The 22,217-nt window shown below is 58.2% G+C and carries 23 protein-coding genes and 1 tRNA gene; 19 read left to right on the top strand and 5 right to left on the bottom strand.

Features of this window, described 5'->3' with window-relative positions; translation table 11 throughout:
- The first annotated feature begins 178 nt into the window (after positions 1-178).
- The 3 genes from GQF00_RS13455 (at position 179) to GQF00_RS13465 (ending at position 2,349) form a co-directional block, all read left to right on the top strand.
- The gene (locus GQF00_RS13455) at positions 179-697 is read left to right on the top strand and encodes a CinA family protein (protein ID WP_161319661.1); all 519 of its coding nucleotides are present in this window, start codon (positions 179-181) and stop codon (positions 695-697) included.
- A 154-nt stretch (positions 698-851) separates the two neighbouring features.
- Positions 852-1,886, top strand: coding sequence for a recombinase RecA (gene recA, locus GQF00_RS13460; protein ID WP_161319662.1), 1,035 nt, complete (start codon positions 852-854; stop codon positions 1,884-1,886).
- The gene (locus GQF00_RS13465) at positions 1,879-2,349 is read left to right on the top strand and encodes a regulatory protein RecX (RefSeq protein WP_161319663.1); all 471 of its coding nucleotides are present in this window, start codon (positions 1,879-1,881) and stop codon (positions 2,347-2,349) included. The genes recA and GQF00_RS13465 overlap by 8 nt, the downstream gene beginning before the upstream one ends.
- Before the next feature lie 309 nt (positions 2,350-2,658).
- Here GQF00_RS13465 and GQF00_RS13470 read toward each other — a convergent pair whose 3' ends face one another.
- Entirely contained in the window at positions 2,659-4,095 is a 1,437-nt protein-coding gene (locus GQF00_RS13470; RefSeq protein ID WP_161319664.1) for a M48 family metalloprotease, read from the bottom strand.
- A gap of 73 nt (positions 4,096-4,168) precedes the next feature.
- Between GQF00_RS13470 and GQF00_RS13475 the strand changes: the two genes are divergently transcribed.
- Together GQF00_RS13475 and GQF00_RS13480 are read left to right on the top strand one after the other, a co-directional pair.
- Entirely contained in the window at positions 4,169-4,417 is a 249-nt protein-coding gene (locus tag GQF00_RS13475) for a sulfurtransferase TusA family protein (protein WP_161319665.1), read from the top strand.
- The gene (locus tag GQF00_RS13480; protein ID WP_161319666.1) at positions 4,417-5,508 is read left to right on the top strand and encodes an AI-2E family transporter; all 1,092 of its coding nucleotides are present in this window, start codon (positions 4,417-4,419) and stop codon (positions 5,506-5,508) included. Before GQF00_RS13475 ends, GQF00_RS13480 begins: the two co-directional genes overlap by 1 nt.
- 53 nt (positions 5,509-5,561) lie before the next feature.
- Here the strand turns inward: GQF00_RS13480 and bcp are convergent, their stop codons facing one another.
- A complete protein-coding gene (bcp, locus tag GQF00_RS13485) occupies positions 5,562-6,038 on the bottom strand; it encodes a thioredoxin-dependent thiol peroxidase (protein ID WP_161319667.1) in 477 nt (158 codons plus the stop codon).
- 66 nt (positions 6,039-6,104) lie between these two features.
- Positions 6,105-6,632 (bottom strand): glycine cleavage system protein R, encoded by a 528-nt coding sequence (locus GQF00_RS13490; protein ID WP_161319668.1) that lies wholly within the window; start codon positions 6,630-6,632, stop codon positions 6,105-6,107.
- Positions 6,633-6,890: 258 nt separating this feature from the next.
- Here GQF00_RS13490 and dapA point away from each other — a divergent pair, with 258 nt between their 5' ends.
- From dapA to GQF00_RS13520, 6 genes are all read left to right on the top strand, one after another.
- Complete coding sequence (dapA, locus tag GQF00_RS13495) at positions 6,891-7,775, top strand: 4-hydroxy-tetrahydrodipicolinate synthase (RefSeq protein WP_161319669.1); 885 nt, start codon at positions 6,891-6,893, stop codon at positions 7,773-7,775.
- Positions 7,772-8,428, top strand: coding sequence for an outer membrane protein assembly factor BamC (gene bamC, locus GQF00_RS13500; RefSeq protein WP_237440523.1), 657 nt, complete (start codon positions 7,772-7,774; stop codon positions 8,426-8,428). The genes dapA and bamC overlap by 4 nt, the downstream gene beginning before the upstream one ends.
- 6 nt (positions 8,429-8,434) lie before the next feature.
- Positions 8,435-9,208, top strand: coding sequence for an MBL fold metallo-hydrolase (locus GQF00_RS13505; protein WP_161319670.1), 774 nt, complete (start codon positions 8,435-8,437; stop codon positions 9,206-9,208).
- A gap of 18 nt (positions 9,209-9,226) precedes the next feature.
- Positions 9,227-9,943, top strand: a complete 717-nt coding sequence (gene purC / locus GQF00_RS13510) for a phosphoribosylaminoimidazolesuccinocarboxamide synthase (protein WP_161319671.1) — start codon at positions 9,227-9,229, stop codon at positions 9,941-9,943.
- A gap of 56 nt (positions 9,944-9,999) precedes the next feature.
- Complete coding sequence (locus GQF00_RS13515) at positions 10,000-10,233, top strand: DUF6726 family protein (protein ID WP_161319672.1); 234 nt, start codon at positions 10,000-10,002, stop codon at positions 10,231-10,233.
- Between the two features lie 114 nt (positions 10,234-10,347).
- Positions 10,348-10,854, top strand: coding sequence for a hypothetical protein (locus GQF00_RS13520; protein WP_161319673.1), 507 nt, complete (start codon positions 10,348-10,350; stop codon positions 10,852-10,854).
- A 427-nt stretch (positions 10,855-11,281) separates the two neighbouring features.
- On the opposite strand, the gene GQF00_RS13525 is transcribed toward GQF00_RS13520, so the two are convergent.
- The gene (locus GQF00_RS13525; RefSeq protein WP_161319674.1) at positions 11,282-11,827 is read right to left on the bottom strand and encodes a hypothetical protein; all 546 of its coding nucleotides are present in this window, start codon (positions 11,825-11,827) and stop codon (positions 11,282-11,284) included.
- 228 nt (positions 11,828-12,055) lie between these two features.
- Here GQF00_RS13525 and GQF00_RS16850 point away from each other — a divergent pair, with 228 nt between their 5' ends.
- From GQF00_RS16850 to GQF00_RS13545, 4 genes are all read left to right on the top strand, one after another.
- Positions 12,056-12,754, top strand: a complete 699-nt coding sequence (locus GQF00_RS16850; protein ID WP_161319675.1) for a GntR family transcriptional regulator — start codon at positions 12,056-12,058, stop codon at positions 12,752-12,754.
- Between the two features lie 80 nt (positions 12,755-12,834).
- Positions 12,835-12,911, top strand: a tRNA-Val gene (locus GQF00_RS13535).
- A 90-nt stretch (positions 12,912-13,001) separates the two neighbouring features.
- Positions 13,002-13,481 carry a hypothetical protein gene (locus tag GQF00_RS13540; RefSeq protein WP_161319912.1) on the top strand — a complete coding sequence of 160 codons (480 nt, stop codon included), beginning with the start codon at positions 13,002-13,004 and terminating at the stop codon, positions 13,479-13,481.
- On the top strand, positions 13,478-14,323 hold the full coding sequence (locus GQF00_RS13545) for a DUF72 domain-containing protein (RefSeq protein WP_161319676.1): 846 nt from the start codon (positions 13,478-13,480) through the stop codon (positions 14,321-14,323). The genes GQF00_RS13540 and GQF00_RS13545 overlap by 4 nt, the downstream gene beginning before the upstream one ends.
- A 159-nt stretch (positions 14,324-14,482) precedes the next feature.
- Here the strand turns inward: GQF00_RS13545 and mltF are convergent, their stop codons facing one another.
- The gene (gene mltF / locus GQF00_RS13550) at positions 14,483-15,886 is read right to left on the bottom strand and encodes a membrane-bound lytic murein transglycosylase MltF (protein WP_161319677.1); all 1,404 of its coding nucleotides are present in this window, start codon (positions 15,884-15,886) and stop codon (positions 14,483-14,485) included.
- Positions 15,887-16,307: 421 nt separating this feature from the next.
- Between mltF and purL the strand changes: the two genes are divergently transcribed.
- The 4 genes from purL to GQF00_RS13570 all read left to right on the top strand — a co-directional run bounded on the left by purL (position 16,308) and on the right by GQF00_RS13570 (position 22,089).
- Positions 16,308-20,183, top strand: a complete 3,876-nt coding sequence (gene purL, locus GQF00_RS13555) for a phosphoribosylformylglycinamidine synthase (protein WP_161319678.1) — start codon at positions 16,308-16,310, stop codon at positions 20,181-20,183.
- 189 nt (positions 20,184-20,372) lie between these two features.
- On the top strand, positions 20,373-21,038 hold the full coding sequence (locus GQF00_RS16855) for a PaaI family thioesterase (protein WP_161319679.1): 666 nt from the start codon (positions 20,373-20,375) through the stop codon (positions 21,036-21,038).
- Between the two features lie 6 nt (positions 21,039-21,044).
- Positions 21,045-21,779 (top strand): PaaI family thioesterase, encoded by a 735-nt coding sequence (locus GQF00_RS13565; protein WP_161319680.1) that lies wholly within the window; start codon positions 21,045-21,047, stop codon positions 21,777-21,779.
- The gene (locus tag GQF00_RS13570) at positions 21,760-22,089 is read left to right on the top strand and encodes a YqfO family protein (RefSeq protein WP_161319681.1); all 330 of its coding nucleotides are present in this window, start codon (positions 21,760-21,762) and stop codon (positions 22,087-22,089) included. The genes GQF00_RS13565 and GQF00_RS13570 overlap by 20 nt, the downstream gene beginning before the upstream one ends.
- Positions 22,090-22,217 lie beyond the last annotated feature (128 nt).

Raw genomic sequence — 22,217 nt, forward strand, 5'->3', positions numbered from 1 at the left:
GGGGGTGGCTGTCTGGGGGAGAAGTCGCAGGCTCACCGTCACGGGAGCAAAGTTAACGGTCATGGTGTGAGCGTAGCAGAAAGGCGGTGGTTGTCCAGATGACTCACCCTGAATCCATAACCCTGTATTGCCTGAAGGAGGTGTCGAGTCGATCGTCAGGTGGGTAACATACCCGGCAATGACCCTACAGGTGGACAGGAAGGCGAACGTGGAAAAGGACGCGATACAACAGGCGGCGCAGCTGCTGGCAGAGACTCTGCTCCGGCAGCAACTGATGGCGGTGACAGCAGAATCCTGTACCGGTGGCGGTATTGCCCAGGTACTTACGGAGATTCCCGGTTCCTCTCGCTGGTTTGAACGAGGTTTTGTCTCCTATTCCAACGAGGCCAAGCAGGACCTGCTGGGGGTTACCGCTGCGACCCTTGATGCCCATGGCGCGGTGAGTGAAGAAACGGCGCTGGAAATGGCCCGTGGTGCGGTAAGTCATTCCCGTGGCCATGTCAGCGTGGCAGTGACCGGCATTGCCGGGCCGGACGGAGGCAGCCGGGACAAGCCGGTGGGCACGGTGTGGATTGCCTGGGGGCAGAAGCTGGGCTACGCCGAAGCGCAATGCTTCCATTTTCAGGGCGACCGCCATGCCGTTCGTCAGCAGACCATTCTGGAAGCCATCAAGGGCTTGAATGCCCGCCTTCAGTAGTCACAATCTGCCCATGCGATAAACAGGGTTGCAAAGGACAGGAATACCTGTTCATAATACTGTCCATATTGTCAGTGCTGACTGAAAGGCCAGTCTGGCGACACAGATACCGGCGATGCAATGACTGTCACGCCGACAAAGGAGAGGGGTCACAATGAGCGATAAATCCAAGGCGTTGTCCGCCGCACTGTCCCAGATCGAACGTCAGTTTGGTAAAGGTTCCGTGATGCGCATGGGCGACCGCAAGCGTGAGCGCATGCCGTCCATTTCTACTGGCTCCCTGGGGCTGGACATTGCATTGGGCATTGGCGGTCTGCCGAAAGGCCGTATCGTCGAAATCTACGGCCCTGAATCTTCCGGTAAGACGACCCTGACCCTGAGTGTGATCGCCCAGGCACAGAAGAAAGGCGCCACTTGTGCCTTTGTGGATGCAGAACACGCCCTGGACCCGGACTACGCCGAGAAGCTGGGCGTGAACGTGGACGACCTGATCGTGTCCCAGCCGGACACTGGTGAGCAGGCGCTGGAAATCACCGACATGTTGGTCCGTTCCGGGGCCGTGGACGTGGTGATTGTGGATTCCGTGGCGGCCCTGGTGCCGAAGGCCGAGATCGAAGGTGAGATGGGTGATGCCCACGTAGGTCTGCAGGCCCGCCTGATGAGCCAGGCGCTGCGCAAGATCACCGGTAACGTAAAGAATGCCAATACGCTGGTGGTGTTCATTAACCAGATCCGCATGAAGATCGGTGTGATGTTCGGTAACCCGGAAACGACCACCGGCGGTAACGCGCTCAAGTTCTACTCCTCCGTCCGTCTGGATATTCGCCGTATTGGTGCAGTGAAGCAGGGCGATGAAGTCACCGGTAACGAGACCCGTGTGAAGGTTGTGAAGAACAAGGTGTCTCCGCCGTTCCGTCAGGCCGAGTTCCAGATTCTCTACGGCCAGGGGATCAACCAGCTGGGTGAAGTGCTGGATCTGGGCGTTCAGCAGGGCCTGGTGGACAAGTCCGGTGCCTGGTATGCCTACAAGGGCGACAAGATTGGCCAGGGTAAGCAGAACGCCTGCGAGTACCTGCGTGAGAACCCGGCCATTGCCGAGGAAATCGAGCTGGAAATCCGCGCCCGTCTACTGCCGGATCCGAACGCCGAAGCGCCAATGGAAGAGGAAGTTGCGGCGGACGATGAGTGAACCGCTGACTGAATCCGAGCTGCGTCAGCGGGCTGTCAGCCTGCTGGCGCGTCGGGATCATGCCCGCCGCGAGTTGGAAACCAAGCTGCGCAGCAAGGTGGGTGACCACCCGGCACTGGCCGCGGTGATCGAGTGGTGCGAAGAACATGGCTTTATCGATGACCGGCGCTTTGCCGGTTTTTTTGTGCGCTCGCGAATCGAGAGAGGGCATGGGCCGCTGCGGATTCGACAGGACATGCAGCTGCGCGGCGTGGACCGTGAACTGATTGAAGTGGCATTGAGTGAAGCCGGTGACGAGGAGGGCATGGACTGGTTCGCTCTGGCCCGTGAAACCCGTGCCCGTCGGTTTCGTGCCTATCCCCAGGATCAAAAAGAAAAAGCCCGCCAGCTGCGTTTTCTGCAAAGCCGCGGGTTTAATGCCGAGCAGAGTTTTGCGGCGCTGGACATGCGCGAAGAGGAATAGACGCTCTACGCCAAATACAGGGATCATCAAGGCTGATCCTTGTCTCAGATTGCATCACCCTACCTGGAAATTTGTCACCCCTGACAGGCGCCGCAGGGGCTTATTCTGGGAGCGTGCTTGCAGGAGAATGAATTCCGCCACGGATATACGCTTCGCGTGCAATCTCGCCTCTGCAGCACTTGCATTTGATACAGCCAACTCCGGGTGCGGTGGTTTTCCTCTAGTCTGCGATGAACCTGACGCAAGCGGTGTCTGTTGCGCCCGAGCTGATTTTCGAAGAGGTGTAGTGGTGTTCGATGGGTGGAGGAATCAGAACTCTTCTTCAGACAACCGCTGCATGGTTTTCATCCGGCCACTGAGCTTGCTGTAGAGCGCAAAGTCATCTTCTGCATCCTGCAAGGCATATTGCATCTGCAGTAAGGCCTTGCTGCCGTTGCCGCGCAGGAACTGACTTTCAGCACGGGCATGAAGGGCGCGAATCCGATCACCACTGTTGCCATAGGCGTCCGCAGCCAGATCCCAGATTTGCGGGTCGGTGGGCCTTTTGTTGAGCAGGGGTTTGAGCACGGGAAGCGCCAGGGTGGGTTGTTTGCTACGCAGGTAGGCTTTGCTCAACAGGATAGAAGCGGCATAGTCATCCGGTGAGATTTTCAGTACCCGCCGGGCTTCATCGATGGCGCGGGGATAGTCCTCTTCATCCACGGCCACTTCTGCCAGACCGAGGCGAAACCAAAGTTCATCCGGATACTGCGCGGCCAGCTGCTCCATGAGAGAACGTGCCAGGTCGTAGTGATTGGCGCGCAGATGACTCAGAGCCAGGCCATAGCGGGCTGCCTGCAAGGCGAGGGCACTGCGTTCATTGCTGTAGCGCTCAAAATAGGAAATGGCCTGATCATCGCCCTGAATAAATGCCGCTCTCAATCTGGCCTGCACCAACAGGTAGTGTGGCGATACGGTCATGGGCGGAGAAGGCAGGTTTCGGGCCCGGGCGCGGCTGTCTGAAATCCGGCTTTCCGTGACCGGGTGAGTGAGCAGAAACTCGGGCGGATCACCGGAAAACTGTTTTTCGTTGTGCATGCGCTCAAAGAAACGCGGCATACCGCCGGGGTCCATGCCCGCGGAGACCAGTGTCTGCATCCCTACACGGTCAGCTTCGCGTTCATTCTGGCGGGAGTAGGCCAGTTGCGCCTGGATGGCGCCGGCCTGGGTGGCAGCAATGCCCGCCATGCCGGCTTCCCCGTCGCCGGCGATAGCAATGGCGAGACTGGCCAGCATGGCAGCCAGCACGGCGGTATTGACCTTTTTGGAGTCCAGATAGCGGCGTGCAAAATGCCGTTGGCTGACGTGGGCAATTTCGTGGGCGACCACGCCGCCGACTTCGGATTCATCCTCGGCATTGAGAAACAGCCCCGCGTTCAGGCCGATAACCCCGCCGGGTACCGCAAAGGCGTTGATCTGGCGGCTGTTGATCACCACGATATCAAGATCAGGCTCTTTGAGGTCACTGAATGACGCCAGTTTGTAGACCAGACTTTCCACATATTCCTGAATCAGTGGATCAGACATGATGGAGGTCTGGCCGCGCAATTGCCGCAGCCATGCCCTGCCCAGCCGGTACTCCTGGTCCGCTGACATCAACGCGGCAGTCGGATCGCCCAGTATGGGCAGATCGTCATTGGCGCTGGCCGGGGCCGGGTTTGACAGCAGGCAGCAAAGAAGCAATAACGCGCGATGTAACAACTTCAATCAGGACTCCATGTCGGATGGGCAGGCATGTGACTATAATGCCGTCAGGCAGACAATCAATGAAACCCTGTGCATGACCGACCCGTTAATTGATCTTCAAATAGATGCTTCTGGCTTGCAGTGCCCGATGCCGCTACTCAAGACCCGTCAGGCTCTCAGACACCTGAATCCCGGACAGGTTCTTGAAGTGATCGCCACCGATGCGTCATCGGCGCAGGATATTCCTGCGTATTTGAGACAGTCCTGTCACCAACTGGTTCGCTGCAATGAACAGCCCGGGCGCTGGATATTCCTGATTCGCCGAGGAGAAAGGGAGAGCTGATGGTACGTATTCTGAAGCACTGGATGGACCAGTACTTCTCTGACGAGGAGGCGGTATACCTGTTGGTGGTGCTGCTGTCCGTGGGGCTGATCATCGCCTTCCTGGGTGGCATGCTGGCGCCTGTGCTGGCGGCCATGGTGATTGCCTATCTGATGCAGGGGCTGGTGGCTGCCCTGGAACGGCGCGGCATGGGCAGAATGCTGGCGGTGGGCTCGGTGTTCACGCTGTTCATGGGGCTGCTGATCGCAACCCTGGTGGTGCTATTGCCCATGGTCTGGCGGCAGACGGTATTGCTGGTGCGTGACCAGTTGCCCCATGTTTTGAAGGGCGGGGAGGCCTGGTTGCGTGAGCTGCCTACCCGCTATCCGGAAATGGTGTCCCTTGAACAGATTGATTCCATTGTGGCGGTAATCCAGCGGGAAGTGGCAGAGGTGGGGCAGGGTGTATTGACCCTGTCGCTGGCGTCCATTCCCAACCTGGTGGAAGTGATGGTCTTCCTGGTGCTTTTGCCACTGTTGGTGTTCTTTTTCCTGAAAGACAAGGATGCCATTGTCAGCTGGCTGATGCGTTTTTTGCCGGATCGCCGTCGGGTGCTATCCCATGTGTGGCAGGAAATGGATGGGCAAATCGCCAACTATGTGCGCGGCAAGGCCATCGAGATTCTGCTGGTGGGCAGTGCTACCTTTGTGGCCTTCATCCTGTTCGGTTTGAACTATGCGGTGCTGCTCAGTGTGCTGGTGGGACTGTCGGTGGTGGTGCCTTACATCGGGGCCACGGTGGTTACCCTGCCGGTGGCCGCAGTGGCCTATGTGCAGTTTGGCTGGAGCGGCGACTTTGCGCTGGTGATGGTGGTCTACGGTGTGGTCCAGTTTATTGATGGCAATATTCTGGTGCCGTTATTGTTTTCCGAGGCCGTCAATCTGCACCCGGTAGCGATTATCACCGCGATCCTGCTGTTTGGCGGCATGTGGGGGCTGTGGGGTGTGTTCTTTGCGATTCCTCTGGCCACCCTGATCAAGGCGGTGATCAATGCCTGGCCCAGTCATGGTGACTATCCACCGGAGGCATCGTCTGAGCAGGCTGGGGAGTAACGGCCTGAACGGAACAAAAAGGGGCGCTTCTGCGCCCCTTTCTGATATCAGGATTAGATACCCAGCTGATCCAGTTCGGCGAGAAGATCCTCGTGATGGGTCTTGGTCTTGAACTTGTCCATCACCTTCAGCAGTTTGCCGTCCTTGCCGATGATAAAGCTGGTGCGGATGAGCCCCATGAATTCCTTGCCCATGAACTTCTTCATTCCCCAGCAGCCGTATTTTTCTGCAACTGCATGATCCTCATCAGACAGTAACGTGAAGTTCAGATCATGCTTGTCGATGAATTTGGGGAGACGCGATACGGCGTCCGGGCTGATGCCAAATACCACGACGCCACGCTTTTCCAGCTCCGCTTTGGTGTCACGAATACCGCAGGCCTGCACGGTGCAGCCTGGTGTCATGGCCTTGGGATAGAAGAACAGCACCACCGGATTCTTGCCCTTGAACTGTTTCAGCTCAACGGTATTGTCGTCCTGATCCTGCAGTTTGAAGTTGGGGGCCAGATTACCAATCTTGGGATGTGCCATATCGGTTCAATGCTCTTCGTTTGATGTTTTAGCGTATTGCGCGCCGCGTAATGCCTGCTGCGCAAGTCAACGTTTCGGGCTCATGGTGGCATCCAGGTTGCGGGCTTCGCAGAAATCCAGGAAGGCATCGCGCAACTGGGCCACGGATTGTTCCGCACTCATGCTCAGTACCAGGTGAAGGCTGAACATGGGGGTGCCGGTGTGGGGCGCAGCATAGGTGCCAGTGTGCAGGTCATCAATATTGATGCTGCGGGAAGAGAAGAAGTTGGCAATTTCATGGACGATGCCGGGGTTGTCCATGGCCACCACCTCCACTTCGTAGGGCAGGGCGGCGTGTCGCTGATCACGCTGGCGGGTGCGTTTGAGTGTAATCAGCAGATCAAGTTCCTCGCCCAGGCTCTGCTGGTCTGTTTCCAGCTGGCTGAGGGTGCCTTCGCTGCCGGCCACCAGCATCAGAACCGCAAACTCCCCGCCCAGCACGGTCATGCGCGAATCGAGGATGTTGCCCTGGCGCTCCAGCACCGCGCGGGACAGGGATTCAACGATACCGGGACGATCAGAGCCCAGTGCAGAAATGACGATCAGCTGTTCCATGGTGTGTCTCCCTGAAATCCTGTTTCTGAGTGGCCTCCCAGGAGGCATTATTATTGGATATTGAGCATGTAAGCTGGAGTGTAGAGTGCGCAACAGGATTCTGCACGGGCCAGGTTGGCCCTGCCGGGCGTCCGGGTGTCGCCTTTCCCTGCTGGCATCTGGCGTCCAGCCCTGTCGGAGTTTACCATAGCGCCCTTCACCATTTAGGCAGGGTCCGGTGCACAGGAGTACCGGTTTTGCGGCCAACAGGAGACAGGCATGATTCGCGGCAGCATTGTAGCGTTGGTTACCCCCATGCGTGGGGACGGTTCCGTAGACTGGGAACATCTGCGTTCGCTGGTGAACTGGCATGTGGATCAGGGCACCCACGCCATCGTGGCAGTGGGTACCACCGGTGAATCTGCCACCCTTGGCTTCGAGGAGCATGACAGTGTGATTCGCGAAGTGGTTGCCATTGCCAAGGGTCGCATTCCTGTGATCGCCGGGACCGGAGCCAATAACACCGAAGAAGCGATTCGCCTGACCCGAGACGCCAAGCGTGATGGCGCGGATGCCTGCCTGCTGGTTACGCCTTACTACAACAAGCCGCCACAGGAAGGCCTGTACCAGCATTACCTGGCCATTGCCCGTGCCGTGGATATCCCGCAGATTCTCTACAACGTCCCTGGTCGTACCGCCTGTGACATGCTGCCGGAGACTGTGGAGCGCCTCAGCAAGGTGCCCAATATCATCGGCATCAAGGAAGCCACCGGCAATCTGGAGCGTGCCCGCGAAATCCGTGAGCGTTGCGGTGATGATTTCATGCTCTACTCTGGTGACGATGCCACCGCCTGTGATTTCATCCTGGCCGGCGGTCATGGTGATATCTCGGTGACTGCCAATGTGGCCCCGGCCAAGATGGCGGCCATGTGCGAAGCAGCCCTGGCCGGCGATGCCGACAAGGCTCGTGAACTGAATGCGGAACTTGAACCCCTGCATCGGGATCTGTTTATTGAAGCAAATCCGATTCCGGTTAAATGGGCATTGTATGAAATGGGCCTGATTGACGCGGGTATCCGGCTGCCGCTGGTGTCGCTGTCTGAGGCAGCCCAACCGCGGCTGCGCGATTCCCTGCGCCAGTGCGGGCTTCTGGAGGCTAAATGAAGCAAGTGGAAACGACCTCTTCGCGTCGCTTTTCGATCATGAAGAGGCGTTTGCCGGGTACCCTGGCAGTGTTGGCCTTGATCAGCGGCTGCAGCTGGTTACCCAACAGCAGTCTGGATTATCGTAATGCCGAGGTGAGCGATCCGATTCAGGTGCCGGAAGGTGGTGTGTTCATTGGTGAGCAGGCTCTGTATGCCGTGCCCCGCCAGGACGAGCGCCTGATCGGCAAACAGCCGGACGAAGACAAATACGTGCCGCCAACGCCCCCGGTACTGGTGGTTCTGGGCAATGAGCCGGAAGATCCCGAGAATGCACCGGTGCCGGAAGGTGAATCCGCCCGGGCGATTCTGGCCCGTGATGGCAACGGCTACCCGATCCTGATGATGTCGACCCGTTTCGCCTGGGCTTGGGAATATATTGGCGACGCACTGAAAGAAACCGATCTGAAAGTGTCGGACCGGGATCGGGAAATTGGCGTCTTTTACCTGAAGGTACCGTCTCGCTACGAGCTGGGAGCCCGCGAAGCCCAGCTCAAGCTGAGCCATACCACCAACGGTATTCAGGTAGCGGTACTGAACAACAAGGGCACTGCGCTGGTTGAAAAGACGCCGGGACTGGCGATCCTTGAGCGCATTTACGAAGAGCTGGATTAGACACTGATGCGTCTTGCCTCCCTGGGCAGTGGCAGCAAGGGCAATGCCACCCTGGTTCAGGCGGATGACACCCTGGTCCTTGTGGATTGCGGGTTCACTGTCAAAGAAACCCTGGCTCGTCTGGCTCAGCGCGGTTTGCCGCCGGAGAGTCTCAGCGCCATTCTGGTCACCCATGAACACGGTGATCATGTACGCGGGGCCGGGGCGCTGGCGCGCAAGACGGGCTGCCCGGTCTACAGCACCTTTGGCACCGCCTGTGCGGTTCGGGACAAGCCGGCCAGCTTTCGCAACGCGGACTGGCAGGAAGTGCGCCCGGGCCGGAGTTTTCAGGTTGGAGCGCTGGACATCCTCCCGGTGCTGGTGCCCCATGATGCCCGTGAGCCGTGCCAGTACCGTTTTGCCTGGCAGGGCCGCACAGCGGGTGTGCTCACTGACCTGGGCTCGGTAACCCCCCACGTGGTGGATGCCTACAGCGAATGCGATGCCCTGGTGCTGGAGTGCAATCATGACCGCCAGATGCTGGAAGGCGGCCCCTATCCTGTTTCGTTGAAGCGCCGGGTGGGTGGTATGTTAGGGCATCTGAGCAACGACCAGGCGGCGGCGCTGTTGCGCCAGACCAATGTGGACCGCCTGCAACATCTTGTGCTCTCTCACCTGAGTGAGCAGAACAATACGGCCATGCTGGCGCTGGATGCCATCGAGCGGGTAATGACCTGCGGCCGGGAACGAATTGGCGTGGCCAGTCAGACCGAAGGGTTCGACTGGCTGCAGATACATTGACGGGTGATAGGCCTTTTCATGGAAAAACGCGACGAGTTGTATGCCGGCAAAGCCAAGTCTGTATACACCACTGATGATGCAGACCAGCTGGTAATGGTGTTTCGTGATGACACTTCTGCCTTTGACGGCAAGAAGAAAGAAGCCCTGGCGCGCAAGGGTGCCGTGAACAACCAGTTCAACGCTGCCATTATGGAAAAGCTGAAGGCCGCCGGCATTCCCTGTCACTTCGAGAAAATGCTGTCTCCCACCGAGTCGCTGGTGAAGAAGCTGGACATGATTCCGGTGGAATGTGTGGTGCGAAATGTCTCCGCCGGTTCCATTTGCCGTCGTCTTGGCGTGGAAGAGGGGCTGGAGCTGAATCCGCCGACCTTTGAGTTCTTCCTCAAAAACGATGATCTGGGTGATCCCATGGTCAACGATTACCACATCCGCAGCTTTGGTTGGGCTACCGATGAGCAGGTTGCTGAAATGAAGGAACTGACCTTCAAGGTGAACGATGTGCTCAAGCAGCTGTTCCTGGATGGCGGCATGCTGCTGGTGGATTACAAACTGGAATTTGGCGTGTTTAATGGGGAAGTGCTGCTGGGTGATGAATTCAGCCCGGACGGCTGTCGCCTGTGGGACAAGGATACCCGCGAAAAGCTGGACAAGGACCGCTTCCGCCAGGGGCTGGGTGGCGTAGTTGAAGCCTACGAAGAAGTCGGGCGTCGCCTGGGTATGACCTTCGATTATTGAGGGTCTACTGCCGGCGCGGAAAGCGCCGGCACACAAATAATAAGAAGGAGAAGAAGATGAAAAGCGTAATTCGTCTGGCCGCCGTGGCCATGTTGTCGGTAGTGTTGAGTGGTTGCTTCCTTACCAAGATTGTAACTACCCCCATGCGCCTGGTTGGCGCGGCAGGCTCGGTGGTGGGCGCAGCTTTGTCTATCATTCCTGTGGCGGGTAATGCTGCGGATGAAGCGCTTGAGAAAGTGGATGGCGCTATCGACACCACCGCGGACAGCATCGACAAGATCCCGCTGTAACCGGTTGGACATTCGGGTTGGCGCCGGAGCGCTTGTAATCCACGGGGGGCTGTGAAGAATAAGGTTTGCGCCCTCCCGGGACGCCCGACATAACAACAAGAACTGGAGTTCGCCATGCGTCGCTGGCTTGTGTCTCTCATTGCCTTATTGCCATTTTCCGCTCAAGCGGACGATGCCCTGATCGGTCTGGGTTACCTGAATGGCCTGGTGGGCATCAATCTGGAGTGGGCCACCACCCAGAACAGTTTCTTTGCTCTTCCTGCCTACTATGTTGATTCCTCCGGTCTGGATACGGACGAATTTCGCTGGGTGGTTGGCTGGCGCCATAAAATGGAGCGCGGCATGATGGATGAGAGCGGTTTCTATACCGGTCTGATGGCCGGCGATCTGGGCGGTGAGCGTCATTATGAGCGTCTGGGTGCCGGGTTTGAAATCGGCCATCAGTGGGTAAAGCCCTATTCACGCTGGACTGTCAGCGCTGCCATTGGTGCCCTTGAGGCGCTGGAGTGCGCCGACTACAAGGCTGCCATCCGCTGTGACAGTGAAGAAGAGCAGGAGCAAAACGACCTGGATATCGAGCCAGTTGTGGTTCTGGGTATCAGTTACAGCTTCCGCCGCTAAAAAGGCGTATTCCCCTGTTTGAGCGGCGCTCGCGCCGCGAAAACTGCCCTCTCTGCTGTCGCCGCAACGGTGCGGCCAATCTGCGTGCCGTGTTTTCCCGCCAAGGCACCGTTTCTTTATTTACACGGGCAACAGATTTCGCCTGCATGTCTACCTGTGCCCTGTGATTGCGCATCACTTTTGCACAGTCTGGCGACGTTATTTCACTTGTATTCTAGCGATCCCGCCTAACTCATTGATTTGTGGGTTTAAGGTCTTAACTTCATGATTTTAAAGGGTTTTAACCGCATGGACATTTTTTCATCACTTTAGTGCCATCATAGGTATTGTCTGTGCTGGCGCCAGTTCCTGACAGTCTATGCACAGAGTTATCCACAGATATTGTGAGTAACTTTTCCATGCACAAAAAAGCATCAAGAAGAGGCGATTAGCGACGCAGCATGGGCAGTGGTCGCCACGGTTGGCTGAGCAGTTGCTGGCCACTGAGCTTGAGTAGCAGGGTATGAAAGCCGGCGTTGGGAAAGGTCTCACGGATATGTCGAATGCGTGCCGAGGGGAGGCCAAAGCGAAGCAGTCCCAGGCTCACGTCAATCCAGTCTGCGCGCCGGAACATCTCGCCCAGCGCCAGGGTGTCCCGACTGAAGCGACTGATCTTGTGGTGGTTGAGAATCATGGCCTCAACGGCAGGTATCCAGGCATGCAGACCCTGCTCTTCCAGATAGTGGCAGGCAAGGCGGGATGAGGGCTCCAGGTAGTCAAAGGTACCTGCCAGCCAAATCCCTGCATCGTGGAAAAAACCGGCAATGGCGACCTGGTCCAGCTCCTCTTCACTGAGCAAACGCTGGGAGGCGACCAGATTGACCACCCGGTAAATATGGTTGCGGTAGGGGGTCTGGTCCTTGCCAAACCGGTCCGAGTAGGTGTCAAAAAGGGCTTCGATGCGAGGGTGCCGTTGTATCAGGTCTGGTGTCATTGTGTGTCCATACAGGTGAGCCCTACATAGTGACTGCCGGTCTGGGTGAAATCCAGTATTGGCGCGCAGTTATTCCATCCGGTTGGCAATTCTGGCGTGTCATGTATCCCGATGCGTTGTGCTTTGCGGGAATTTGTCATGTCTTGTTGGTGGGGCTTGGTGCGGAAAAGCTCCTGTACTATAGTCGGACAATAATTTTGAAATTGTTCAACAAGGACCGGGGGTCAGGTGAGCTTCAAGGCAAAGGAAAGTCTTTCTGAACAGATCGCCCAGCATCTTGCGGATCAGATTATTCGCGGTGACGTACTGGCGGGAGATCGCATTCAGGAACTGCGTGTTGCCGGTGAGCTGGAGGTCAGCCGGGGCTCTGTGCGAGAGGCATTGTTGATCCTGCAGCGGCGGCAGCTCATTGATATCCTGCCGCGACGCGGTGCCGTGGTGAAGGAAATGTCCGAGGCCCACGTGCGCAGCCTTTACGAAGTCATGCAGATCCTGCTTGGGTTGGTCATACGAAAGGCCATCAAGGTGGTGCAGGAAGACGATCTGGATGCCTTTATCGAGCTGGTCCATGGCCTCCAGGTGGCCGCAGAAGAGCGCAACCTGGATGAGTTCTTTAAGCTCAGTTTCCGCTTCCTTGAGCACGCTTATCCCTTCGCCCGCAACCCGTTCGTGGAAGATATCCTGATCAACATGCAGCCGGCCATGCAGCGCGCCTACTTTATGGCGCTCCACCTGGAAGCGGATGAAGTGAAGGAATGTCTGTCGTTCTTCAAGGCACTGGTGGAAACCATTTTCCGCCGTGATGTGCGTTCTGCCCTGGAAATCATCCGCGAATTTGCGGAGCACCAGTCCGAGCTGGTGGAAGAGTCCATCACCCGGGCACGGCAAATCGAGACCGCCTGGGGCTCACGACGGAAAAAGTCATAAAGCACGGGGCAGGGGGTTGCCCTGATCCGGCAAGCTGCATAGAATTGCCACCCTCTTCAGGCGGTTAGCCTGTTAGACATACAACCGTAGCTCAGTTGGTTAGAGCACCACCTTGACATGGTGGGGGTCGGTGGTTCGAATCCACTCGGTTGTACCAAATTGCGAAAGGCCCCGTCGTACTGCGATGGGGCCTTTTTGTTTCTGGATGCCCTGCTAGAATCCGGGTTTTGCTGACATCCATTTCGTGATGACCTCTATCGATTTCCTGGGTAATCCTGATGCCCGTCTTGTTTTGTATCTTCCGCATCGGCCGGCGGGGCTGGATAGCTTTGCGCATGCTCCCTCTGCTGAGGTGATTGTGGCTGCCAACAGCAATCACTGGCGCAAAATCATTAACCTGCTGGCGAAGGTGGTGAGTCCGGTGGCGGATGACTGGCGGGCTTTTCGCGATAGTCGCCTGTTCAATGAAGCGGCCCTGTGTTTTGCTCCAGAGGTTGGGGGACAGGAGGGCTGGCACTGGATTGCGGGACAGGCCAATCGGGAGCGTTTTGCGGGGTTTGAGTGTCAGGCGCGGACGCTCCCGGACGATACCGGGATCGCAGTAGATTGGCCACGAAAGCTGTTGCTGTCTCCGTATCCGGATTATCGGCAACTGAGTAACCAGCGCGTAGAGCGTATCCGTGCGCTGCTGGGGCAGGCCGGGTTTTATGCCGGGATGGGCTCATGATGCGGCCATATCGGCTGGGCTGTCCGCAGTGGCAGCACCCCAGCTGGCAAGCACGATTGCCGGCAGGCGCGGGTCCCCTGGGGCGTTACAGTGAAGTGTTTGATTGCGTGGAGGGAAACACTACCTTCTACGCCACCCCCACCCGGAATCAGTGCGAACAATGGCGCTCACAGGTGAGGGATGACTTCCGTTTTCAATTCAAATTTCCCCGTGCGGTGACTCACGATCGACTTCTGAGCGGCACGGCAGGCCTGGTGCAGGAATTCCTGGACACTCTGGCACCCTTGCAGGATGTGATGGGGCCTTTTTTGCTGCAGTTGCCTGCGGCGTTTGGACCTGGGCACTTGGATGCATTGTGGGGTTTTCTGGATGCCTTGCCAGACCCGCTGCGCTGTGCTGTAGAGGTGCGTCATCTGGCGTTCTTTGCCAAGGGGGAGGGCGAGCGTGTGTTGAATCAGGGGCTGCGCGAACGCAATACGGCGCGGGTCTGTTTCGACAGTCGGGCGCTGTTCAGTCAAGTGGCCTCGGATGCCGCTACTGCGGATGCCCAGAGGAAGAAGCCGCAGGTGCCTGTGCATGTATTGCCGGTGGAGGCAGATCCGGTGATCCGCTTTATTGGCCATCCCCAGTTGGCGCTCAATGAGGCGTTCCTGAAGCCGTGGGTGACTCGAGTATCGGAATGGATCGCAGCAGGCCTTCGGCCCTATATGTACATCCACATGCCGGATAACGGCGATGCGCTGGAGCTGGCGGAGCTGTGGCACGGGATGATGCGGGAAGTGTGGCCGGATATGACCCCGTTGCCGCTGGTGAGGCAGGTGGATCAGCCGGGGTTGTTTTGATACCCCAGTGGCGAGTTACGAGGAGCGAGTTTCGAAAGTCTAAACCTGAGGAAGGCGATGGCGATACAGGGATGGCAAAGCGGAGATAGTACTGAGGGAGCGCGAAGCGAATCCTGGAACGGTCTTCGCTTCTCGCTTCTCGAAACCCGTTACTGATTTTCAGTTCAGGGCGATGCGGGTGCCGTCACGACGCTGGCTGTTTTCAGCCCACACCAGAAGATCGTAGTAGCGGCGGATGTGGCGAACGTAGACCACCGCCTGACCGCCACGGGCATTGCCGTATTTCAGCTGGCTGGCGTAACCCGGCTTGGCGAGCATGGGCAGGCGCTGTTTCACATCCTGCCAGTTGTCCGGGTTGCCGCCCTGACGCTGGGTCAGGATGCGGGCATCTTCCAGGTGGCCATAGCCCACGTTGTAGGCGGCCAGCGCCATCCAGGTGCGGCTCGGCTCGGGAATCCGATCCGGGATGCGGGCATGGGTGCGACGCAGGTAACCGGCACCGGCGAGGATGCTCTGGGCGGGATCAGTGCGGTCACTGATACCCATTTGGCGGGCCGTATCGTTGGTCAGCATCATCAGGCCCTTCACCCCGGTAGGGGAGATGGCGCCCGGATCCCACAGGGATTCCTGGTAGGCTACCGCCGCCAGCAGACGCCAGTCGAAACCGCTTTCGTCACCGGCCTGACGGAACAGTTCTTCATAACGGGGCAGGCGTTGCTCCAGGTGACGCATGAAGCTGCGTGCGGCATACAGGTTGAAGTGTTCAACATGCCCGTAGAAGCGGTCTTCCAGTTTGGCCGTGGTGCCGTCCGCCTTGACCTGTGTCAGGTAACGTTGCGCGGCCAGGTACAGACTCTGATCATCCTTGGGGTTCAGTGCCCATGCCAGCGGCATATCAGCGGCCATGGTGTAGTCGGCAATCAGATCAGGCCACAGGGCGCGCTGCAGGGCATAGCTGTTGGAATTGATCAGGGTGTAGTCCACCTCGCCATCTTCCACCAGGGCCAGCAGCTGCTCCGGGGAGGCTTCTTCCACTTCAATGAATTCCAGCTCCGGATTTTCCAGCTGTGCCTTGATCAGCAGCTCGGCATGGCTGGAACCCGCCGGCACAGCCACAGTATGGCCTGCCAGTTCATTGACGTCGGTAACCCGCGGGCTGTCCAGGCGACGCACCACCAGGGAATCCACATTCTGATAGGGGGTGGTGAATTGCAGCCCTTCGCTGCGCTCCGGGGTGTTCACCAGACCGGCGGCGGCAATGTCGGCGGTACCCTTGCGGATAACGTAGCGAATATAGGAAAGGTCGTCGGACTCGAGGATACGCAGCTCTACACCCAGACTGTCAGCGAACCCTTTGGCCAGCTCGTACTCCATGCCGGTGAAGCCGTGCTGGTCTTCATAATAGGTCGTGTTGGATGGACGAGTAATCACCACCAGCTCACCACGAGCCATGACCCGCTCCATGGCGGTAGGCGTGGGGCTCATGGCCAGCATCAAGCCCAATACGCTGAACAATGCCAGCGAGGCGAGGAGATGCTTACTGTGTCGGAAGAACACCGTCATCCTTGGGGCTACCTCTGTCAGGTTATCCAGACAGGCCGATACTGCCTTACGTCGACCGGGTTACTAATCTTGTGCCTTGCTCGTATCCTGTTTCCTTTTACGTCCCATATGTGATCTATATCACGAAAGACGGGCTGCACTCTATCATTGGCAACCCTCTGATATGTAACCATTTGTCGGACAATTGATCCTTTTTTGCACAAATTTAATAACTCAAGAAGAGAGTATGAATTTGCTTATCAGGCATCCGGCGTAGGAGATTGTCCTGATTCTGAGGGCTGTCGTATTACCATAAGGTGGCCGCCCGGAAGTGGCCAAATATCCCCTTTAGAAGGCTGCGATGGCCGGTCAAATCCCGTATCATTGCGGCCCTGAATTGGGCAGCCCCCAACCCCAACTGGTTAATCATATAAGGCGCACTATGCTGATCCTCTCCGGAAGCCCGGCCCTGTCCGCATTTCGTAAGGAAAAACTGCTGGAATCCCTGCCCGGGATTTCCGCCATTTCAGCCCGTTATGTTCACTTTGTGGCACTTCATGAGACTTTGACTGCGCCTCAGCAGCAGGTGCTTGAAGGGCTGCTCGAATATGGCCCGTCGCTGGATGAGGAAGATGTGGAGGGGCTGCGCTTTGTGGTGGTGCCGCGCCCGGGCACCATTTCTCCCTGGTCGTCCAAGGCCACGGACATTTGCCATAACGCCGGCCTGACCCAGGTTGAGCGGGTGGAGCGGGGCATCGAGTACCGTCTGGCCGGTGATGGCGACCGGGCTGAACTGGCTGCGGCACTGCATGACCGTATGGTGGAGGTGGTGCTGGCCGAGCTGGACGAAGCTGAGGCCCTGTTCGCCCATCACTCGCCCCGTGAGCTGTCCACGGTGGACGTGATCGGTGGTGGTCGCGCTGCGCTGGAAGCGGCGAATGGTGAGCTGGGCCTGGCGCTGGCCGATGATGAAATTGATTACCTGGTGGAGCAGTTCTCTGCCCTGGGGCGTAACCCGGCGGATGCCGAGTTGATGATGTTTGCCCAGGCGAACTCCGAACATTGCCGCCACAAGATCTTCAATGCGGACTGGACTATCGATGGTGAAGCCCAGGATCTGAGCCTGTTTGGCATGATTCGCAACACCTACAAGCATGCCCCGGAAGGTGTATTGAGCGCCTACAAGGACAATGCGTCCGTGGTCGCAGGCCCGGTGGCTGATCGTTTCTTCCCGGCACCAGGGTCCGCCAAGTACCAGTTCGTCAACGAGCCGGTACATTTGTTGATGAAGGTGGAAACCCACAACCATCCCACTGCCATTGCGCCGCACCCGGGTGCGGCCACCGGTTCCGGTGGGGAGATTCGCGATGAAGGCGCCACCGGCCGCGGGTCCAAGCCCAAGGCGGGCATGACCGGTTTCTCCGTGTCGGACCTGAACATCCCTGGTTATCAGCAGCCCTGGGAAACCGGATACGGCAAACCCGGGCGTATCGCGTCGGCGCTGGACATCATGATCGAGGGGCCACTGGGCGGCGCTGCGTTCAATAATGAATTTGGTCGTCCCAATCTGTGTGGCTACTTCCGTACCCTGGAAATCGAAGCCCCGGGTGTGAATGGCGATGAAATGCGCGGTTACCACAAGCCGATCATGATTGCCGGTGGCATGGGCAATATCCGTGACGGTCACGTTGAGAAAGACCCCATCAAGGAAGGGGCGAAAATTATCGTGCTGGGTGGACCAGCCATGCTGATCGGTCTGGGGGGCGGCGCAGCCAGTTCCATGGCATCCGGTCAGTCCGACGAGGCGCTGGACTTTGCCTCGGTACAACGGGACAACCCCGAAATCGAACGCCGGGTGCAGGAAGTGATTGACCGCTGCTGGGCCATGGGTGAGGACAACCCCATTGTCTCCATCCACGATGTGGGTGCGGGTGGTCTGTCCAATGCGCTGCCTGAGCTGGTGCACGACCATGACATGGGTGCGAAGCTGGAACTGCGCCGTATCCCCAGTTCCGAGCCCGGCATGAGCCCGGTGGAAATCTGGTGTAATGAAGCCCAGGAACGTTATGTGCTGGCCGTGATGCCGAAGGACCTGGATTGCTTCGATGCCATCTGCAAGCGCGAACGTACTCCTTACGCCGTGCTGGGTGATGCCACCAATGAAGAACACCTGACGGTCAGCGATGAGCACTTCGGCAAGCCGCCGGTGGATCTGCCCATGGATCTGCTGTTCGGCAAGCCGCCGAAGATGCTGCGCAGCTTTGACCGTGAAGACTTCCAACGCCAGACATTTACCACTGAAGGCATTGATCTCAAGGAAGCGGGTGAGCGCGTACTTCGCCTGCCCACCGTAGCCTCAAAGAGTTTCCTGATCACTATCGGCGACCGCTCCATTACCGGTCTGGTGCATCGCGACCAGATGGTGGGCCCCTGGCAGGTGCCGGTGGCCGATTGCGCGGTTACTGCCACCGGCTTTAATCAGCGCCTGGGTGAAGCCATGGCCATGGGCGAGCGTACCCCGGTGGCCATGGTGGATGCGCCGGCGTCTGGTCGTATGGCCGTGGCGGAATCCATTACCAATATTGCCGGTGCCCACATCGGCGATCTTGGCCAGATCCGCCTGTCGGCCAACTGGATGGCCGCTGCCGGCCACCCCGGTGAAGACCAGGCCCTCTATGACACGGTGAAGACGGTGGGTATGGAGCTGTGTCCGCAACTGGGCATTGCCATTCCGGTGGGCAAGGATTCGCTGTCCATGCGCACCGTGTGGAACGAAAAAGGCATCGACAAGAGCGTGACGGCGCCGCTGTCGCTGATTATCTCTGCCTTCGCTACCGTTACCGACATCGATCTGACCATTACGCCTGAGCTGAAGACCGATGTGGCCAGTGAGTTGTTATTGCTGGATCTGGGACGGGGTCAGAATCGTCTGGCCGGTTCTGCGTTGGCGCAGGTGTATGGCAAGGTTGGCGATGTGGCGCCGGATCTGGATGACGCCAAGGACCTGATTGCGTTCTTTGAAGTGACCCAGCAACTGTTGGCCGAACGCAAGCTGCTGGCGTATCACGATCGCTCCGACGGCGGTCTGTTTGCCACCCTCACCGAGATGGCCTTCGCTGGCCGTACGGGTCTGGATATCAGCCTGGATCATATTGCCGGGGATGGCCCGGAAGCCGTGGCGGCTCTGTTCGCGGAAGAGCTGGGTGCGGTTATCCAGGTTGCCGATGAGCATGTGGCTGAAGTGGTCAAGCGTTATGGCGATGCGGGTCTCCATCAGTGTGTCACCCGTCTGGGACGTCCGGATGGTGATGATGTGATCCGTGTTCGTCTCGGTGGTGGCATTCTGCTGGAAACACCGCGCCGCGACCTGCAGCGCATCTGGGCGGAAACCAGTTACCAGATTCAGGCCCTGCGTGATAATCCGGATTGTGCCCGTCAGGAATTTGATGCCATTCCAGTGAGCAATGCGCCCGGGCTCAATGTCCGTCTGACCTTCGACATGACCGACAATCCGGCGGCTCCGATGATCAACACCGGCGTGCGCCCGCAGATGGCGATCCTGCGCGAGCAGGGCGTCAACGGCCAGACGGAAATGGCCGCTGCCTTCGACCGGGTCGGATTCGATGCCATCGATGTGCACATGAGCGATCTTCTGGAAGGTCGGGTGAAGCTGGAAGACTTCAAGGGCCTGGTGGCCTGCGGTGGCTTCTCCTACGGGGATGTACTCGGTGCTGGCGGTGGCTGGGCCAAGACCGTGTTGTACAACGAATCCCTGCGTGACGATTTCAACCGCTTCTTCTTCCGGGAAGATACCTTCGCGCTGGGTGTATGTAACGGTTGCCAGATGCTGTCTCACCTGAAGGACCTGATCCCCGGCGCCGAGCATTGGCCGCGTTTCGTGCGCAACCTCTCCGAGCAGTTCGAGGCGCGCACCTCCCTGGTGGAAATCCAGAGTTCGCCGTCCATCCTGCTGCAGGATATGGCCGGCACCCGCATTCCCATCGCCGTGGCTCACGGTGAAGGCCGCGTGGAGCTGGCGGACGACACGCTGAATCGCAATCTTGAGCAGCGTCTGGTGGCTTTGCGTTATGTGGATGGCCTGGGGAATCCCACCGAGCAGTACCCGGCCAACCCCAACGGCTCGCCCCAGGGCGTGACCGGGTTCACCACTACGGACGGTCGCGTCACCATCATGATGCCGCACCCGGAGCGGGTGTTCCGCGTGCTCCAGAACAGCTGGATTCCAGATGACTGGCGCGGCCACGAGAATGGCCCCTGGTTGCGCATGTTTGCCAATGCGCGCAAGTGGGTGGGCTGAACAGCAATAAATAATTGATAGTGAATAATTAATAACGAAAGAACAAAGGCGGAAATGGCTTGGCTATTTCCGCCTTTTTTGTGGCACTTATTGATCTTGTGGACAAGCGAGCAAGGGATCAGAATCAAACGAGCGTTTGATAGCGGGAAGTTATCAATTTTCAATTATCCATTATCAATTGGTGTTTCAGTGTCCGAAAAAACCTATGGTCCCTTCGAGCTTCGTACTGCCTACGCTTGCGAACCTGTGCCGGATGATTTTGTTCAGCGTCGTCGTATCGGTGAGGCCATTCGTACCCTCTCCGAGCGCCTGATCCGGGTGGAAGCTGATGAGGCCACGTTGACGGGCTGGGCAGACCAGCTGGAGGAGCTGGTGGCTACGGTGGGTCAGCCGGAGCGGCGTGACAGCCGTCAGGCGAATCGCAAGCTGTTCACGGGGGCGGCAACCATCGGTGATCTTTACCACATGATGGATTACGACCCCGTGGGTGGTGGCGCTAACCCCATTGCTCCACAGATCGACTGGACCCGTGAGGATCAGGATGGGGTGGAAGGTGCCTTGTGGCTCGGGCAGCAGTACCAGGGGCCGCCGGGCCGGGTTCATGGCGGGGTTATCTCCTGGATTCTGGACGCGGTGTTGTCTCGCGCCCTGCATGCGTCTTTCAAGCTGGGCGTCACCGGGACCTTGAATATTCGCTACATGGCAGGCTCTCCCATTGAGCAACCCCTGCGCTGCAGCGCCAGGATTACCGCTCACGAAGGACGGAAGATTTTTATTGAAGGGGGCATCTGGCATGGCGAGACCCAGACAGTGCATGCCGAGGGTGTGTGGCTGACGCCAAAGAGTCTGGGGTAATTGACCATGAAACCTGCATACCATTTTCGCGATATTCGTGTGGCTGAAACGCCACCCCCATCAAGACGGGCGCTGTTACACCGTCAATTGGGGCAGGCGCTTGCCGGTCTTAATGAGCAGGTGTTACGACTGGATGCGCCGGAAGACGTGCTGGAAGAACTGGTTGGCCGTGTCGAGACACTGCGCGCGGAGCTGGCAGGCTACGGCCAGCGGGACTATGGCTCAGCGTTGACACGTTTGCTTGGCGGTCAGGGCTCTGTGGATGATGTGACGGACCTGGTCGATTTCGAGATCCTTTCCGGCAAGGCTTCGCCATTATCGCCACCTCTGGAATTGTGGCTGGACGGCGACCGGGTTCGTGGCAAGGCGCACTTTGGGCTCGCCTACCAGGGGCCGCCTGGCAGAGTGCATGGTGGGGTGCTGGCGCTGGCACTGGATATGCTGATGGCGAAGTCCCAGGATTTTGTGGAACAGATAGGCATGACAGGGACGCTGAATATCCGCTATCTGGCCGGTACTCCGATTCAGCATGATGTGGACTTTGAAGCAAAACTGGTTCGCCTGGAGCGCCGCAAGCTGGTGTGCGAGGGTGCGGTATGGGTCAATGGAGTGCAAACGGTCGCGGCGGAAGGGGTCTGGATCTCGGCCCATGGTGACTACCGGCTCAAGACCGAGTACCAGAATCTGGAAAATGCCATCAGAACCCGAGAGGCCGTGCAGGATGAACGAACAGACGTATAAACTGTGTTTCTATGTGCCGGAGAGCCATGTTGAACTGGTCAAGCGTGCGGTCTTTGCCGCCGAGGCCGGCCACATCGGCAACTATGATAGCTGTGCCTTTCAGGTGCGGGGCGAAGGACAGTTTCGCCCGCTGGATGGCAGTCAGCCGTTTCTCGGTCAGCAGGGTGAGGTGGAGAAGGTGGCCGAGTACCGGGTAGAAACCATCGTGACTGCTGCTAACCTGCAAGCGGCAATCAGCGCCTTGCGCCTGGCTCATCCCTATGAAGAACCCGCCATTGATCTCTGGAAGCTCGAACCCTTGCCGGCGTGAGCTGTGAAGAGCGAGCTTTGAGTTTTGAGTTGCGAAAACCGAACATCGCGGGCGTAAATGTTTTGCCTTTCGAAACTCGCTTCTGGTAACCCGAAACTCATCCCTCTCTCTGGCCCGGATCGCTTACA

The organism is Alcanivorax sp. DP30 (assembly GCF_009882945.1).
In the GTDB taxonomy this organism is placed as follows: Bacteria; Pseudomonadota; Gammaproteobacteria; order Pseudomonadales; family Alcanivoracaceae; genus Alcanivorax.

What these genes read in the sequence shown, in the direction of transcription:
- GQF00_RS13455 (WP_161319661.1), top strand. Translation starts at nt 179, where the DNA reads ATGACCCTACAGGTGGACAGGAAGGCGAACGTGGAAAAGGACGCGATA.
- recA (WP_161319662.1), top strand. Translation starts at nt 852, where the DNA reads ATGAGCGATAAATCCAAGGCGTTGTCCGCCGCACTGTCCCAGATCGAA.
- GQF00_RS13465 (WP_161319663.1), top strand. Translation starts at nt 1,879, where the DNA reads ATGAGTGAACCGCTGACTGAATCCGAGCTGCGTCAGCGGGCTGTCAGC.
- GQF00_RS13475 (WP_161319665.1), top strand. Translation starts at nt 4,169, where the DNA reads ATGACCGACCCGTTAATTGATCTTCAAATAGATGCTTCTGGCTTGCAG.
- GQF00_RS13480 (WP_161319666.1), top strand. Translation starts at nt 4,417, where the DNA reads ATGGTACGTATTCTGAAGCACTGGATGGACCAGTACTTCTCTGACGAG.
- bcp (WP_161319667.1), bottom strand. Translation starts at nt 6,038, where the DNA reads ATGGCACATCCCAAGATTGGTAATCTGGCCCCCAACTTCAAACTGCAG.
- GQF00_RS13490 (WP_161319668.1), bottom strand. Translation starts at nt 6,632, where the DNA reads ATGGAACAGCTGATCGTCATTTCTGCACTGGGCTCTGATCGTCCCGGT.
- dapA (WP_161319669.1), top strand. Translation starts at nt 6,891, where the DNA reads ATGATTCGCGGCAGCATTGTAGCGTTGGTTACCCCCATGCGTGGGGAC.
- bamC (WP_237440523.1), top strand. Translation starts at nt 7,772, where the DNA reads ATGAAGCAAGTGGAAACGACCTCTTCGCGTCGCTTTTCGATCATGAAG.
- GQF00_RS13505 (WP_161319670.1), top strand. Translation starts at nt 8,435, where the DNA reads ATGCGTCTTGCCTCCCTGGGCAGTGGCAGCAAGGGCAATGCCACCCTG.
- purC (WP_161319671.1), top strand. Translation starts at nt 9,227, where the DNA reads ATGGAAAAACGCGACGAGTTGTATGCCGGCAAAGCCAAGTCTGTATAC.
- GQF00_RS13515 (WP_161319672.1), top strand. Translation starts at nt 10,000, where the DNA reads ATGAAAAGCGTAATTCGTCTGGCCGCCGTGGCCATGTTGTCGGTAGTG.
- GQF00_RS13520 (WP_161319673.1), top strand. Translation starts at nt 10,348, where the DNA reads ATGCGTCGCTGGCTTGTGTCTCTCATTGCCTTATTGCCATTTTCCGCT.
- GQF00_RS13525 (WP_161319674.1), bottom strand. Translation starts at nt 11,827, where the DNA reads ATGACACCAGACCTGATACAACGGCACCCTCGCATCGAAGCCCTTTTT.
- GQF00_RS13540 (WP_161319912.1), top strand. Translation starts at nt 13,002, where the DNA reads ATGACCTCTATCGATTTCCTGGGTAATCCTGATGCCCGTCTTGTTTTG.
- GQF00_RS13545 (WP_161319676.1), top strand. Translation starts at nt 13,478, where the DNA reads ATGATGCGGCCATATCGGCTGGGCTGTCCGCAGTGGCAGCACCCCAGC.
- mltF (WP_161319677.1), bottom strand. Translation starts at nt 15,886, where the DNA reads ATGACGGTGTTCTTCCGACACAGTAAGCATCTCCTCGCCTCGCTGGCA.
- purL (WP_161319678.1), top strand. Translation starts at nt 16,308, where the DNA reads ATGCTGATCCTCTCCGGAAGCCCGGCCCTGTCCGCATTTCGTAAGGAA.
- GQF00_RS13565 (WP_161319680.1), top strand. Translation starts at nt 21,045, where the DNA reads ATGAAACCTGCATACCATTTTCGCGATATTCGTGTGGCTGAAACGCCA.
- GQF00_RS13570 (WP_161319681.1), top strand. Translation starts at nt 21,760, where the DNA reads ATGAACGAACAGACGTATAAACTGTGTTTCTATGTGCCGGAGAGCCAT.